This window comes from Ignavibacteriales bacterium (assembly GCA_016709155.1).
GTDB lineage: Bacteria > Bacteroidota > Ignavibacteria > Ignavibacteriales > Ignavibacteriaceae > JADJEI01.
Genome location: JADJEI010000001.1, coordinates 978113 through 991639 on the forward strand (window position 1 = coordinate 978113; position 13527 = coordinate 991639).

13 protein-coding genes, 1 pseudogene and 1 riboswitch are annotated in these 13527 nt (G+C 36.1%); of the genes and pseudogenes, 11 read left to right on the forward strand and 3 right to left on the reverse strand.

What is annotated here, in order from left to right; genetic code table 11:
* Positions 1 to 96: 96 nt before the first annotated feature.
* The 3 genes from IPH11_05065 to IPH11_05075 form a co-directional block, all read right to left on the reverse strand.
* A complete protein-coding gene (locus tag IPH11_05065; GenBank protein MBK6913051.1) occupies positions 97 to 327 on the reverse strand; it encodes a 4Fe-4S binding protein in 231 nt (76 codons plus the stop codon).
* Positions 328 to 480: 153 nt separating this feature from the next.
* Positions 481 to 1182: a methyltransferase domain-containing protein gene (locus IPH11_05070; protein MBK6913052.1), complete on the reverse strand. Its 702-nt coding sequence runs from the start codon at positions 1180 to 1182 to the stop codon at positions 481 to 483.
* A gap of 1 nt (position 1183) precedes the next feature.
* Positions 1184 to 1639, reverse strand: a complete 456-nt coding sequence (locus IPH11_05075) for a hypothetical protein (protein ID MBK6913053.1) — start codon at positions 1637 to 1639, stop codon at positions 1184 to 1186.
* A 274-nt stretch (positions 1640 to 1913) separates the two neighbouring features.
* Here IPH11_05075 and IPH11_05080 point away from each other — a divergent pair, with 274 nt between their 5' ends.
* From IPH11_05080 to IPH11_05130, 11 genes and pseudogenes are all read left to right on the forward strand, one after another.
* A complete protein-coding gene (locus tag IPH11_05080) occupies positions 1914 to 2357 on the forward strand; it encodes a cytochrome c (protein MBK6913054.1) in 444 nt (147 codons plus the stop codon).
* Positions 2358 to 2416: 59 nt separating this feature from the next.
* Positions 2417 to 2743, forward strand: coding sequence for a hypothetical protein (locus IPH11_05085; protein MBK6913055.1), 327 nt, complete (start codon positions 2417 to 2419; stop codon positions 2741 to 2743).
* An 11-nt stretch (positions 2744 to 2754) separates the two neighbouring features.
* A pseudogene (locus IPH11_05090) lies at positions 2755 to 6361 on the forward strand (nitrate reductase subunit alpha).
* 276 nt (positions 6362 to 6637) lie between these two features.
* Entirely contained in the window at positions 6638 to 8191 is a 1554-nt protein-coding gene (narH, locus tag IPH11_05095) for a nitrate reductase subunit beta (protein MBK6913056.1), read from the forward strand.
* Between the two features lie 3 nt (positions 8192 to 8194).
* Positions 8195 to 8860 (forward strand): hypothetical protein, encoded by a 666-nt coding sequence (locus IPH11_05100; GenBank protein MBK6913057.1) that lies wholly within the window; start codon positions 8195 to 8197, stop codon positions 8858 to 8860.
* A gap of 8 nt (positions 8861 to 8868) precedes the next feature.
* On the forward strand, positions 8869 to 9597 hold the full coding sequence (gene narI, locus IPH11_05105; GenBank protein ID MBK6913058.1) for a respiratory nitrate reductase subunit gamma: 729 nt from the start codon (positions 8869 to 8871) through the stop codon (positions 9595 to 9597).
* Between the two features lie 9 nt (positions 9598 to 9606).
* Positions 9607 to 11070 carry an MFS transporter gene (locus IPH11_05110; GenBank protein ID MBK6913059.1) on the forward strand — a complete coding sequence of 488 codons (1464 nt, stop codon included), beginning with the start codon at positions 9607 to 9609 and terminating at the stop codon, positions 11068 to 11070.
* A 94-nt stretch (positions 11071 to 11164) separates the two neighbouring features.
* Positions 11165 to 11593 carry a DoxX family protein gene (locus IPH11_05115; GenBank protein MBK6913060.1) on the forward strand — a complete coding sequence of 143 codons (429 nt, stop codon included), beginning with the start codon at positions 11165 to 11167 and terminating at the stop codon, positions 11591 to 11593.
* Positions 11594 to 11620: 27 nt separating this feature from the next.
* Complete coding sequence (locus IPH11_05120; protein ID MBK6913061.1) at positions 11621 to 12274, forward strand: hemerythrin domain-containing protein; 654 nt, start codon at positions 11621 to 11623, stop codon at positions 12272 to 12274.
* A 46-nt stretch (positions 12275 to 12320) separates the two neighbouring features.
* Positions 12321 to 12501, forward strand: a riboswitch (molybdenum cofactor riboswitch).
* 120 nt (positions 12502 to 12621) lie between these two features.
* Positions 12622 to 12942: a carboxymuconolactone decarboxylase family protein gene (locus IPH11_05125; protein ID MBK6913062.1), complete on the forward strand. Its 321-nt coding sequence runs from the start codon at positions 12622 to 12624 to the stop codon at positions 12940 to 12942.
* Positions 12939 to 13463, forward strand: a complete 525-nt coding sequence (locus IPH11_05130) for a chromate transporter (GenBank protein MBK6913063.1) — start codon at positions 12939 to 12941, stop codon at positions 13461 to 13463. Before IPH11_05125 ends, IPH11_05130 begins: the two co-directional genes overlap by 4 nt.
* The last annotated feature ends 64 nt before the right edge of the window (positions 13464 to 13527 follow it).

The following is a 13527-nucleotide window of genomic DNA, read 5'->3' on the forward strand; positions in this document are numbered from 1 at the left end:
TACATTATCCTTTGTGAAAACCTTGTATGTTTAAAGTACAATAAAAGAAATTTATTTAACCTCTCTCTGGTTAAGTTTACATAAAAGACATCTACTTTATATTTTCTTAATTGCATCCATAGGACAAACGGCGATACATTTAATTTTATTTATACCGGCACACTCATCACATATTTCAGTTACAATAAAATAATGTTCGTTTGAAATAGGCGCTAAACTCTTTCCATTATTCTTCAGACTTTCGCCGGACTCATAGATTGCTTCAGTTGGACATTCAACTGCACACGCACCGCAATTGATACAATCATTAGTTATGATCATTGACATTAAAACTTTTCTCCTTTTGCTACTTGATAGTGACTTACGACTTATTTTATAATGCAAACATCTACTTGAAAATTAAAAGAACAGCTAAAATCTTTAGTGATAAAAAATTTAGAACCGTTTCTATTCAAGCAATTGCCCAACTACTTTCTCTCCTCACTTAATTTTTTGAGCTACCCATCCGCAATGTATAAATGAATTATAGAATCGATTAATTTTTTCAAATCCTGCTTCTGTTAACAACTTTAGTAATTCTTGTTCGTTAATTAAATTTTGCTTACTAGCTTGAAGGAATATCTTGTCGACCAATTCTGGTGGTGCTCCTTCAAATTTCATAAAGTTTTTCCAGGACTTTGTGGTATTAATAAATTCTTCTTTATTTGGATCACTGAATTGATCTATTATGACAAGCTTAGCACCAGGTTTTAATCTTTTAGCGATATTATTGAGCAGCGAAATTTTATCCTTTGTTTCAGGAATAAATCGAAGTACAAATAGTAAAGTTGAAAAATCATATTCTTCTTTTTCAGGCAAACTTTCTACATAACCTTGATGCAACAAAACACGATTGCTTAGATTGGATTCATCAATCTTCGCTTTGGATAATTTTATCATTTCTTCTGAGGGATCAACACCAATCAAACGCCAATTCGGCATAAGATTTCCAAATGTCGTTAATTCAATTCCACTTCCGCATCCCACCACCAATACATTTGCAGCCTCGTGATGCTCCACTTCTAAAAGAGATAGCACCATAATAAAAAGCTGATTGTAACCAAAAATTGCTTTACGAGCAAGCTGTTCATAATTAGCTGCATTCTTTAAATTAAAATTCACACTGATAATTTTTTCTTTCATTTTAAAACTTTTCTCCTTTTGCTTCTCTGTATTGACTTCCAACCGCTCTAATTCTACCCCACATCGAATAGAAGAATAAAATCATTGCAACAACTTGTAGTGATGAGAATATCACAATTGCCGTATTCACCCAACTGATAAAGTAAAATGATGCTGTAACCTGAAATATAAATCGTAGAGCTGTTGAGATACTTAGCGTCCAGTAAGTAACTAAAATTAAATCCGGGTTGTAGTTTTTATCATCCTTTTCGGGACGCGGAAAAAACCACAATGCAACACCCATAATCATCATCATAACTGAACCAACGAGAATCAAGTGAGTATGTGCAGAAATTAATTCTTGCGTATAACCTGTTTGATAGATGTATTTAGCAAATGACATATAAAGCCCCGTTAAGATTCCAAGCACAAGAAATGCTAAGCTTGTTTTGATAAAATACCTTACTGTAGTAAACATATTCTTCTTTTTAGAAATTGATAATTATTATGTTTTCAATAGTTAACTTAATTGCATTTCGTATTAGAAGCCTTGACTTAAGTCAGATTATAATCGAATTATAATATTGTAATACATTTCTAAAATAAAATGCTATGCGATCTTGATTTAATTAATAATTTTTTTTAAATACTACTTGTCAAAATGAAATAATAGTTCTAATTTTATATCGGACTTTTTATTCCGATTATAATGATCCAGTTCTAGTTTCTATGATTAAAAAAGAGAACCAGAAATGATTAAAATATATTTACTGATAACACTAAGCTGCTTCTTCATGTTTATGATTTCGGGGCGTGCTCAAAATCAAGGTGAGCAGCTCTTTAAGCAAAAATGTACAGCTTGTCATACTTTAGGTGGGGGAAAATTAGTTGGTCCTGATTTAGCGAATGTAAATGCAAGAAGAACGGAAGAATGGATTATAAAATTTGTTCAATCTTCACAAAGCGTAATTAAGTCTGGCGACACCACTGCAGCAGCAGTTTTTAATCAACACAACAAAGTTGTAATGCCCGATCAGGACTTGACTGCTAATCAAATAAAATCAATTATAAATTATGTAGCAACCAACAGTCCCGATGCAAATAATCCCAATCAAAAAACACCATTACAAATATTTGACGCCTCTTCAATAACCTCAACAGATATTGAAAGAGGGAAAAATATTTTGAAGGATTAACTAAACTCACCAACGGTGGTCCGGCTTGTATTTCCTGTCATAATATTAATAATCAGTCAATGTTTAATGGTGGACTTTTAGCAAAAGATCTTACTACTGCATTTACACGCTTAAGTGCTGCTGGAGTTGATGGTATTATTCGAAATCCACCTTTCCCTGCTATGGTTAATGCCTTTGGTTCAACTCCACTAACTGATAAAGAAGCTAAGGACATACTTGCTTTTTTGTATTATACAGATAGCAAAGGGGAAGTCAATCTAAGTCCAATACAAACACAATTTGATTTGTTGATAGGAATTATAATAGGAGTAAATATAGTACTCGGGATATTTTTCCTGATGTGGCAAAGGGTTAAAAAGTACAGCGTAAATTTTTTTAATAATTAAATGGCAGTCTAATGAGCTGGATAAAAGATATTATTTCACCCGATACAAGAAAATGGGAAGAGTTTTACAGGAATAGATTTCAGCATGATAAAATAATTCGCAGCACACATGGCGTTAATTGCACCGGCGGCTGTTCATGGCAAATTCATGTTAAGGAAGGAATTGTAGTTTGGGAAACTCAGCAATTAGATTATCCGCTGCTCGAAGATGGACTCCCTCCTTATGAACCAAGAGGATGCCAAAGAGGAATTTCGTTTTCATGGTATTTGTACAGCCCGCTTCGAATTAAATACCCGCTTATCCGCGGTGCTTTGATTGATGCTTACAGAGAAGAAAAACTTAAAACCGGCGATGCACTTTTAGCCTGGGAAAATCTTCAGAAGGATCCTGAGAAAAGAAAAAAATATCAGCAAGCTCGCGGTAAAGGCGGATTTAGAAGAACTTCCTGGGATGAGGTAAATGAAATAATTTCTGCAGCCAATATTTACACCGCAAAAAAATACGGACCGGATCGTGTAATTGGTTTTTCACCTATCCCTGCTATGTCTATGTTAAGCTATGCGGCAGGCAGCAGATTTCTTCAGTTATTTGGCGGAGTTAATCTTAGCTTTTACGATTGGTACTGCGATCTTCCAAATGCATCGCCTGAAATTTGGGGCGAGCAAACAGATGTTTGTGAAAGTGCCGATTGGTTTAATTCAAAAATGATTGCAGTGATGGGCGCGAACCTGAATATGACAAGAACTCCCGATTGCCATTTCTTTGCAGAGTCTCGGCATAACGGTACAAAAGCAATTGTCTTTGCCCCGGATTTTAATCAGGTTGCTAAATATGCCGATCAGTGGGTGCCGCTTCATGCTGGCAGCGATGGAGCATTTTGGATGGCTGTTACTCATGTTATTCTAAAAGAATTCCATCACGAACAAAAGACTCCCTATTTTCTAAACTATGTAAAAAAATATACCGATTCACCTTATCTTGTTGAACTTATTAATGAAAACGGTACATACAAACCAGGCAAACTTGTAAGAGCTAATCAAATATATGAATACAAAGATATTCCCAACGGCGACTGGAAATTTTTAAACATTGATTCACAATCTGGAAAACTTGTTGTTCCAAAAGGCAGCGTTGGACACAGATGGGATTCGAAGCAAGGAGATTGGAATCTTAAGTATGAAAATTCAACAGACAACTCACCCTTCGAACCGTTATTAAGTTTAGCCGAAACACATGATGATATTTTGCTAGTGGAATTTGTTGAGTTCGGTTTGAATATGAAAAAGTTACGCGGGGTTCCGGTTAATTTTATTGTATCAATTGATGGAAAGAAAATTCCCGTCACTACCGTTTATGATTTAACAATGGCGCAGTACGGAGTTGATAGAAATTTGGGCGGCGATTATCCAAAAGAATATTCAGATAAAGATTCTTCCTACACCCCTGCCTGGCAAGAAATTTTTACGGGTGTTGATTCAAAAACAGTTATCAGCTTTGCGCGTGAGTGGGCTAACACTGCAATTAGCACCGAAGGCAAGTGCATGATAATTATTGGCGCCGGAGTCAATCACTGGTTTCATAACAATCTTATGTACCGTGCGGGAATTATGGCTTTGATGCTGTGCGGCTGTGTTGGTAAAAACGGCGGCGGATTAAATCATTATGTCGGTCAGGAAAATTAGCGCCAACCGATTCATGGGCAACAATTGCATTTGCAAGAGATTGGGTTGATGCAGTGCGCCTTCAGCAAGCTCCTATCTGGCATTATATAAATACTTGTCAGTACCGATATGATGGGCGTACATCAAAATACAATACGGCGCCGGAAAATGAATTAACAAAAAAGCACATGGCAGATTTAATTTTTAAATCTGTACGAATGGGCTGGATGCCTTTCTATCCACAGTTTAATAAAAATACACTTGAACTGAGCAATGAGGTTGAATCCAAAGATCCCGAAGTAATAAAAAAATTAATTTTAGAAAAACTCAAATCGAAAGAAATAGAATATTCTGTCGCTGACCCCGATGCAGATATTAATTTTCCAAGGTTGTGGTATATCTGGCGTGGTAATGCAATAGCCGGAAGCATGAAAGGACACGAGTTTGCACTCAAACATTATCTTGGAACTCATACAAATCTAATCGCCAAAGACAATGAAGAAAAAACCGAAGAAGTAAAATGGCACGATATAGCTCCGGTTGGCAAAATGGATTTAGTTGTTGACTTAAATTTTAGAATGGATTCCTCCGCCCTTTATTCTGATATCGTTCTGCCCGCAGCTTCGTGGTATGAAAAAAATGATTTGAACAGTACTGATATGCATTCATTTATTCACCCTTTATCGGCAGCTATTGCGCCAGTGTGGGAAGCAAAAACTGATTGGGAAATTTTTAGAAACATAGCTTACGCAACAAGTCAATTAGCCAAAAACATTTTAATCATCCTCAGATTGATATTGTTACTGCTCCTCTTGCACACGATTCACCTGATGAAATTACTCAACCTAAAATTAAAGATTGGTATCTTGGCGAATGCGAAGCTATCCCCGGAAAAACGACTCATAAGATAGCTGTAGTCGAAAGAGATTACACAAAGATTTATGATAAATTTATTTCGCTTGGACCAAACGCAAAAACCAAAGGTATGGGAGCGCACGGCAATCATTATAAATGCGATGACTTTTATGATGATATGATAACGTCGAATCACTTCCCTACTGAAAATATTGAAGACAAAGTTTATCCATCATTAAAAGAAGATGTCTCCGCGGCAAATGCCGTTCTATATCTTTCTTCTCTTACCAACGGTGAACTAACTCACAGAGCTTATAAATATATGGAATCAAAAACCGGATTAGTGCTTGCTGATCTTGCTGATGGAAGTAGAGATGTAAGAATTAATTTTAAGGATTTACAAGCTCAGCCGCGAAGATATAATACGTCACCGGTTTGGTCTGGTTTAATGAATAACGGAAGAGCTTATTCAGCTTTCACTTATAATGTTGAAAGATTAGTTCCCTGGAGAACTCTTACCGGACGCCAGCACTTTTATTTGGATCACGAAATGTACATCGCATTTGGTGAAAACCTTCCAACATACAAGCCATCACCTAAACCGGAAGTCTTTGGTGACTTGAAAGAAACATTGAAAGACGGCAATGCAAAAGTTTTAAATTGTTTGACACCTCATGGTAAATGGCATATTCACTCAACCTATATGGATAATTTAAGAATGTTAACTCTTGGAAGAGGAATGGAACCTTGCTGGTTGAGTGAAGAAGATGCAAAAGAACTTTCAATAAATGATAACGACTGGGTCTAAGTTTATAACGATAATGGGGTTTACTGCACACGTGCAGTAGTTAGCTCTCGAATTCCAAAAGGAGTTTGCATAGTTTACCATACCGTTGAGCGCACTATTTCAATTCCAAAATCGCAAGTACGCGGAAATAAAAGAGGCGGTATGAATAACAGTATTACCAGAATACATTTGAAGCCAAATTTTCTTGCAGGTGGATACGGACAGTTCTCTTTTCATTTTAATTATTGGGGACCAAGTGCACCGAATCGTGATACGCATGTAGTTGTTAAGAAAATGAGCAAGGTAGAATTTTAATTTATGGGTGTCGTGTACAAAATAAAATTTTTAATAACCACGACTTTTAAGTTGCGAAATCCCCGATCTGAGGGGTCTGTTGCGTAATTCTCATTCCGAACTTGTTTCGGAATCTTGGTTTGCAATTTTACAAGAAAACAGATGCTGAAATAAATTCAGCACGACAATTTTCAGTTATACAACAGACCCTGAAGGTCGCGGCAATTCAAATAAAGAAATCGAGCCAGGTTACTAAGTAATAAATCGCAAGAAATAATCAATAATAAATAATAAATTATGAACGTACGATCACAAATCTCAATGTTGTTTCATCTTGACAAATGCATTGGCTGCCATACCTGCTCAATCGCCTGCAAAAATATCTGGACCGACCGAAAAGGCGCAGAATATATGTGGTGGAATAATGTTGAAACAAAACCCGGAACAGGTTATCCAACCAAATGGGAAAATCAAGACATCTATAAAGGTGGATGGAAGAGAAAAGAAAATGAAAACATCTCTTTAAGAGGATCGGGCAAGTATAAAGGTCTGCTTAATATTTTTCACAATCCTTATCTCCCATTATTGGAAGATTATTATGAACCCTGGACATATAAATATCTTGATCTGATTGAATCGCCTCAAGGAGATGATCAGCCGACAGCACGACCGGTTTCATTAATAACTGGAAAGTCGATTGATATTAAAACAGGTCCCAACTGGGATGATGATTTGAGCGGTACCCCGGAATATGCACGGCACGATCCAAACATTAAAAATTTATCACCGGCAGAGCAAGAAGCTATGTTTCAATTGGAAAAAATGGCTATGTTTTATCTTCCGCGAATTTGTAATCATTGTTTAAATCCTGCTTGCGTTGCATCGTGCCCGTCCGGCGCTATTTATAAACGAGGCGAAGATGGAGTTGTACTGATTAATCAGCAAGTCTGCCGTGCATGGAGGATGTGCGTTACTGCGTGTCCTTATAAAAAATCTTATTATAACTGGAGCACCGGCAAATCTGAAAAATGTATTTTATGTTATCCAAGATTAGAGGCAGGTCTCGCACCTGCTTGTATGCACTCGTGTGTCGGAAGAATTCGTTATCTCGGTGTACTTCTTTATGATGCAGATAAAATTCAAGAAGCAGCTTCGGCGCCTGATGATGAATTGATTGATCGCCAGCTTGATTTGATTTTAGATCCATTTGATGAAAAAGTAATTCAATATGCAAAAGAAAATGGAGTTGCAGATTCAACAATTGCAGCAGCACAAACTTCTCCCGTTTATAAATTTGTAAAAGTTTGGGGATTGGGACTTCCGCTGCATTCCGAGTTTCGCACATTGCCGATGCTGTTTTACGTTCCGCCGCTATTACCTGTTATGGCTTCCCTAAATGATACCGACAACAGTGAACAATCCGGAAAGCTCGATCCAATTGCAAAGTTCTGGAATAGAGATTCTCTATATGATACCTCGACAAATGCTTTGTGGGGAACAATTGAGCAAGCAAGATTTCCAATCAAATATATGGCAAATATGTTTGGAGTTGTAAACGAAGGAGTAATCAAAAATGTTTTAAGAAAACAATTAGCAGTTCGCTTACATAGAAGAAGTGTAACCGTCGGTGATATCAATAAAACATTAGTTGAAGATGCACTTAGTGAAGTTAGTTTGAAACCTGATGATGCAGACGACATTTACAAATTAACATCATTAGCAACTTTTGATGACCGTTTTAATATTCCCCCTGCACACCGAGAGCAAGCTTTGGAAATGCTTGAAAACACCAGCGATACTAAAGGTGCAACGGGATTTGGATTTAAGGAAAAACCTGTACGAGGTTTATAATTTATGAAAGAAAAAAATATTCAGAATCACTACGAAACTTTTGCATCATTCTTATCGTATCCGAATGAAGAAACGCTTATCAAGGTGGAGGCTGCCCAGGAATTTCTTAATAATAATTATCCTGACGCCGCACAAAGGATGACTGAGTTTACAGAATTTGCCAGAATTATTCCTCTCTGGAAGTGGGAAGAAATTTACACGCGTACATTTGATGTTCAAGCAATAACAACTCTTGATGTCGGCTATGTGCTTTTCGGAGATGATTATAAAAGAGGCGAGCTGCTCGTTAATCTCAGCAAAGAGCATATTAAAGCTGGTAATGATTGCGAAACAGAATTAGCCGACCATTTGCCAAATTTATTTCGGCTATTCAACAAGGTAACCGATAAAGATTTTAAGGATGATCTTATTTATTTAATCATTAAACCTGCACTAAAAAAAATAATTGCTGAATTTGACAGCAGAAATATTGAAAAGAAAAATAAGGTTTACGAAAAACATCATCGCACTCTTATTCAATTTGAAAATAATTATGCAACAGTTTATCAAGCCTTGCTGCAAACTTTACTGTTAGTGTTGAATCAGGATTTTACTGACGATCGAAAAGCTGCTGCTGATGATAGTAAGTTTACAACCAAATTTGCAAATGAAATGGAAATTCCGGATTAGGAGAATTTATGAATGCGCTAAATAATTTTTTGTTTATTGCTTTGCCTTATATCGCACTTTTTGTTTTTCTAATTGGCTCTATCTATCGCTATAAGTCAAAAAAATTCACATACTCATCTTTGTCCTCACAATTTTTGGAGACGAGAAAATTATACTGGGGTTCGCTTCCCTTCCATTGGGGAATAGTATTTTTATTCTTTGGTCACTTAATAGCTTTTACAATTCCGCAATCAGTGCTTCTTTGGAATCAGCAGCCAGTTCGTTTGGCAATACTGGAAATTACAGCTTTCGTTTTTGGTATTATGACATTGGCGGGACTTATAAATTTATTTTATAGAAGAATAACTAATCCGCGCATTCGCATTGTAACAAATTACATGGATATAATTCTTGAAATACTTTTACTTGCTCAAATCTTTTTAGGATTGTGGGTCGCTTATGGTTTCAGGTGGGGTTCTTCATGGTTCGCTATAGTATTAACACCTTACTTGTATTCTATCTTCACTCTTAATCCCCAAATTGATTCTATTGTTATGCTGCCGGTTGTCGTGCAGCTTCATATCATAGGCGCATTTTTAATTGTTATGATTATTCCTTTTACAAGATTGGTTCATTTTCTTGTTTATCCGTTAAGTTATCTATGGCGACCATATCAAAAAGTAATTTGGAATTGGGATAGAAAAAAAATAAGAAGCCCAAAAACAGATTGGACAATTCATAAACCAACCAATAACTGATTTAACAATATGGAAGAAAAGATTACAGGTAAAGCTCATCGTATATTATTCTTCAACACGCTCGCATTCACGATATGTTTTTCTGCGTGGATGTTAAATGGAACATTGGTTTCATTTTTAATTGATAACCATGTTTTTGATTGGAGCCCTGTACAAATTGGATGGCTTCTCGGTTTGCCTGTTTTAACTGGATCAATATTTAGATTACCTGTTGGGATGTTAACCGATCGTTTCGGTGGACGAAATATTTTTAGTTTGCTCATGTTAATTTCTGCCGTGCCGATGTTTCTTCTTTCTTTTGCAAATTCATATTTTTTATTTCTCCTTTGCAGTTTTGGATTTGGACTAACCGGTGCAAGTTTTGCAGTTGGAGTTGCCTATACTTCTGTTTGGTATCCAGCAAAGTGGCAAGGAACTGCACTTGGAATTTTTGGATTTGGTACAACAGGTGCAGCATTAACTACTTTAATCACTCCTTCAGTGTTACAATTTTTAACTGAACACGGAAAGAATATTGAAAGCTGGCGTACGCTCCCGATCATTTATGCAGCAATACTTCTTCTAATGTCAATATTATTTTATCTCTCTACTGAAAATAAAAAACCTGAACTTAGCGGAAAAACATTTACTAAACTGCTTGAACCCTTCAGAAATGTAAGAGTCTGGCGTTTCGGACTTTATTATTTTCTTGTCTTCGGATGTTTTGTTGCCTACTCACAATGGCTGGTGCCATATTATCTAAATGTATATTACATGTCATTCGTGCAGGCAGGAATGATTGCAAGCTTGTTTAGTTTTCCAGACGGCATTGTGCGTACATTAGGCGGGTGGTTATCAGATAAGTACGGACCGCGCAAAGTTCTTGTTTCGGTTTTTATTGCATCAACTGTGCTGGGATTATTATTGGTCTTCCCAAAAATGGAATTGTATTCTCCCGGTAAAGGAATAATTTCAAAGAACAATGGATTAGTCACGTCAATATCAAAAAAATCAATTACTGTGGATGATAAAGAATATCCTCTTACTTCTTTAAAAAGTAATTCTGATCTTAATGAAAATGATTTTATAGTTTTTCCAAAAAAAATTATGTGGCAGGAACCCGCTGTTAAAGTTGGTGATACTGTAAATAAGAATCAGCTTATCGCCAAAGGAATTACGAAAATCAATTTTCAGGCAAATGTAAATATTTTTGTTTTCTTTGTTCTATTATTAGGAATTTCTTGGGGACTCGGTATGGGCGCAGTGTATAAATTTATTCCGATGTATTTTCCAAATACAGTTGGCGTAGTTGGCGGCACAGTTGGTGTATTAGGTGGACTCGGTGGATTTTTTGGTCCTATTTTATTTGGTTACCTATTAGAGTTTACAGGTTTATGGACAAGCAGTTGGATATTTATATTTTTACTTTCACTCGCTTGCCTAATTTGGATGCAGTTAACTATTAATAAAATGAATAAGCGAAATGCAACTTAGTATTGGAGAAGTTATAAAATTTTATTCCATATTTTTTGAAATGGCTAATTCGATTATAGTTATAGTGGTATCAAAAATTTAATTTGGAGAAAAAATGAAACTATTTAATTCTATCACTTACTGGTTGGATAAACATAGTGATGTTGCATATTCAATCATTCGTATATTTCTGGGAACAGCATTGTTTGTAAGGGGCGCAATCCTGGCATCCGATCCTGCAACTCTTACTCAACTCGCTGGCAGTAATCAGTACTATTGGTGGTATTCTTACATAATCGTTATTCATATTATCTGCGGACTCTTTATGGCGATAGGTTTTGTTGGTCGGATTGCTGCATTATTACAAATACCTATTCTTTTTGGCGCTGTTTTCTTTCTACATCTTCAGCAAGGGTTGATGACTGTAGAACAATCATTAGAATTATCAGCATTGGTTCTTGTTCTTTTAATAACCTTTTTCCTTTTTGGATCCGGTGCATTCTCTGTTGATAATTACATTGCAAAAAGGCAATCAATTAAATAATTGCGCGATTTAAAGATTGAGAAATTTATGAACAATAACGTTGAATTTAAACCAATCAATGATCCATTAAAAAGACTTGTAGAGAAGGATATTATAGGAGAAGAGTTATCGCCTTTTGATCCGCCGGATGCTTACAATCCTCAGAATATTGGGTCAATGTCTTATGATCAAATGCATCCATTCCTTCAGAAATTAATTGATGAACATAAAGTCTATACGAATGTATTGAACAACTTTGAAGCAGCATTAATATACTGGCGAAATAACAATTGGATTTTTAACGATGAAATAAATGAAAAATTCAAAAAGTTTTTTACATTCATAGATGAGAACGTCCCGCTGCATAATCAGAAAGAAGAAAAGAAACTCTTTCCACTTTTGCATAACAAACTTATTGAGACAGGTGAACACAATTCTAAAGACTCCTCGCTAACCGGTATAAATATCATGGAAGATGAACACATTAAAGTTGCACAGTCTGCCGCCATCGTTTTTAATTTTTTAGGATTAGGTTCCCGATTGCCAGATAAACGTTCACAAGAGATTACTTTTGAAGCTGCATTCGATCAAGGAATCGCAATTGTAGAAACGATGAAACTTCACATATTCAGAGAAGAAAATATTCTGTTTCCGCAGGCGATGAAATTATTTAATTCATCCGAATTTGAAAAACTGGATTGAATTGAACACACTTATAAACCTATGTAATTGAAACTATAATTGTTCTTTAAAATATTTTCTCCGAGTTGTTGAGTCTAAGTTTCAATGATTGTCATTCCCGCGAATACGGGAATCTATAAAGCAGATATGAATATGATTCATCAACCGTTAGGGTAAGTTCGGAAACGAACTCGCCTGCCCGACGACAATTTGTTGTCCCTTTGCGAAGGAGAGTTTTATGTAGATGATTGAAAAATAATCACTTATATTTATTGAACCCTGCAAATGCAAAGCGGGGTTTTTTTATTTAATTATGGTAACACAGATTAGTAATCTGTGCTACAAAATCTAAAAAAGGAGTAACTACAATGTCACAAATACCAAAACAATTTCAAAAATTCACGGAAGATTATCCGCAAGTTGCGAAAGCGTACGAAGCGCTTGGCGATGCAGTTCACGCTGCGGGACCAATGGATGAAAAAACAAGAGCACTAATCAAACTTGCAATTTCAACCGGTGCAAGATTGGAGGGCGCTGTTCATTCACACGCACGTAAAGCATTGAAAGCCGGATGCACAGCAGAAGAAATGAGACAAGTTGCTTTGCTTTCACTGCCAACGATCGGACTTCCTTCGATGATGGCTGCATTAAGTTGGATTGATGATATCATTGAGGATAAAAAGAAATGATTGAAAATCTTATCAATCTTTTTCTCGCCTTCTTAAAAGTAGGTTCGTTTTCTTTTGGCGGGGCTTACTCTCTTATTCCGCTAATTGAAACAGAAGTTGTAAAAAATCATCAATGGCTGAGTAACGATGAATTCTTAAAAGTACTTGGAATGGTCGAAATTTTTCCCGGTGCAATTTCAATTAAGTTTGCAACTTACACCGGCTATAAATCTGCCGGCATATTAGGAGCAATTGCAGCAAATCTTGGAAATATTTTTACACCGGCAATCTTGATTTTGTTTAGCACCTACATCTATTCAATCTATGAAAAAAATGTTCTTGTAACCAAGGCATTTGATGGAATTAAGTATGCAGTAATCGGAATGATTGCAGCAATTATGTATCAATATGCAGTGAAGAATGGAAACCATTTGCAAGAATTCGTTTTGTTAGCCATTGGCGCGGCGCTTATAATCTTTTTCAGATTACATCCGGCGTATGTGGTTATCATTGCTGCGATAATTGGAATGATGATTTTGTGAACGAAAAACATTTAACCACCAAGTATTACAAAGGATCCGTCAGCCGACGGACACAAAAGAACAC

Bases quoted from the DNA above. Each gene is read 5' to 3' on its own strand.
- narH (MBK6913056.1), top strand. From the start codon at position 6,638: ATGAACGTACGATCACAAATCTCAATGTTGTTTCATCTTGACAAATGC.
- IPH11_05100 (MBK6913057.1), top strand. From the start codon at position 8,195: ATGAAAGAAAAAAATATTCAGAATCACTACGAAACTTTTGCATCATTC.
- IPH11_05065 (MBK6913051.1), bottom strand. From the start codon at position 327: ATGTCAATGATCATAACTAATGATTGTATCAATTGCGGTGCGTGTGCA.
- IPH11_05125 (MBK6913062.1), top strand. From the start codon at position 12,622: ATGTCACAAATACCAAAACAATTTCAAAAATTCACGGAAGATTATCCG.
- IPH11_05115 (MBK6913060.1), top strand. From the start codon at position 11,165: ATGAAACTATTTAATTCTATCACTTACTGGTTGGATAAACATAGTGAT.
- narI (MBK6913058.1), top strand. From the start codon at position 8,869: ATGAATGCGCTAAATAATTTTTTGTTTATTGCTTTGCCTTATATCGCA.
- IPH11_05070 (MBK6913052.1), bottom strand. From the start codon at position 1,182: ATGAAAGAAAAAATTATCAGTGTGAATTTTAATTTAAAGAATGCAGCT.
- IPH11_05085 (MBK6913055.1), top strand. From the start codon at position 2,417: ATGTTTAATGGTGGACTTTTAGCAAAAGATCTTACTACTGCATTTACA.
- IPH11_05075 (MBK6913053.1), bottom strand. From the start codon at position 1,639: ATGTTTACTACAGTAAGGTATTTTATCAAAACAAGCTTAGCATTTCTT.
- IPH11_05080 (MBK6913054.1), top strand. From the start codon at position 1,914: ATGATTAAAATATATTTACTGATAACACTAAGCTGCTTCTTCATGTTT.
- IPH11_05110 (MBK6913059.1), top strand. From the start codon at position 9,607: ATGGAAGAAAAGATTACAGGTAAAGCTCATCGTATATTATTCTTCAAC.
- IPH11_05120 (MBK6913061.1), top strand. From the start codon at position 11,621: ATGAACAATAACGTTGAATTTAAACCAATCAATGATCCATTAAAAAGA.
- IPH11_05130 (MBK6913063.1), top strand. From the start codon at position 12,939: ATGATTGAAAATCTTATCAATCTTTTTCTCGCCTTCTTAAAAGTAGGT.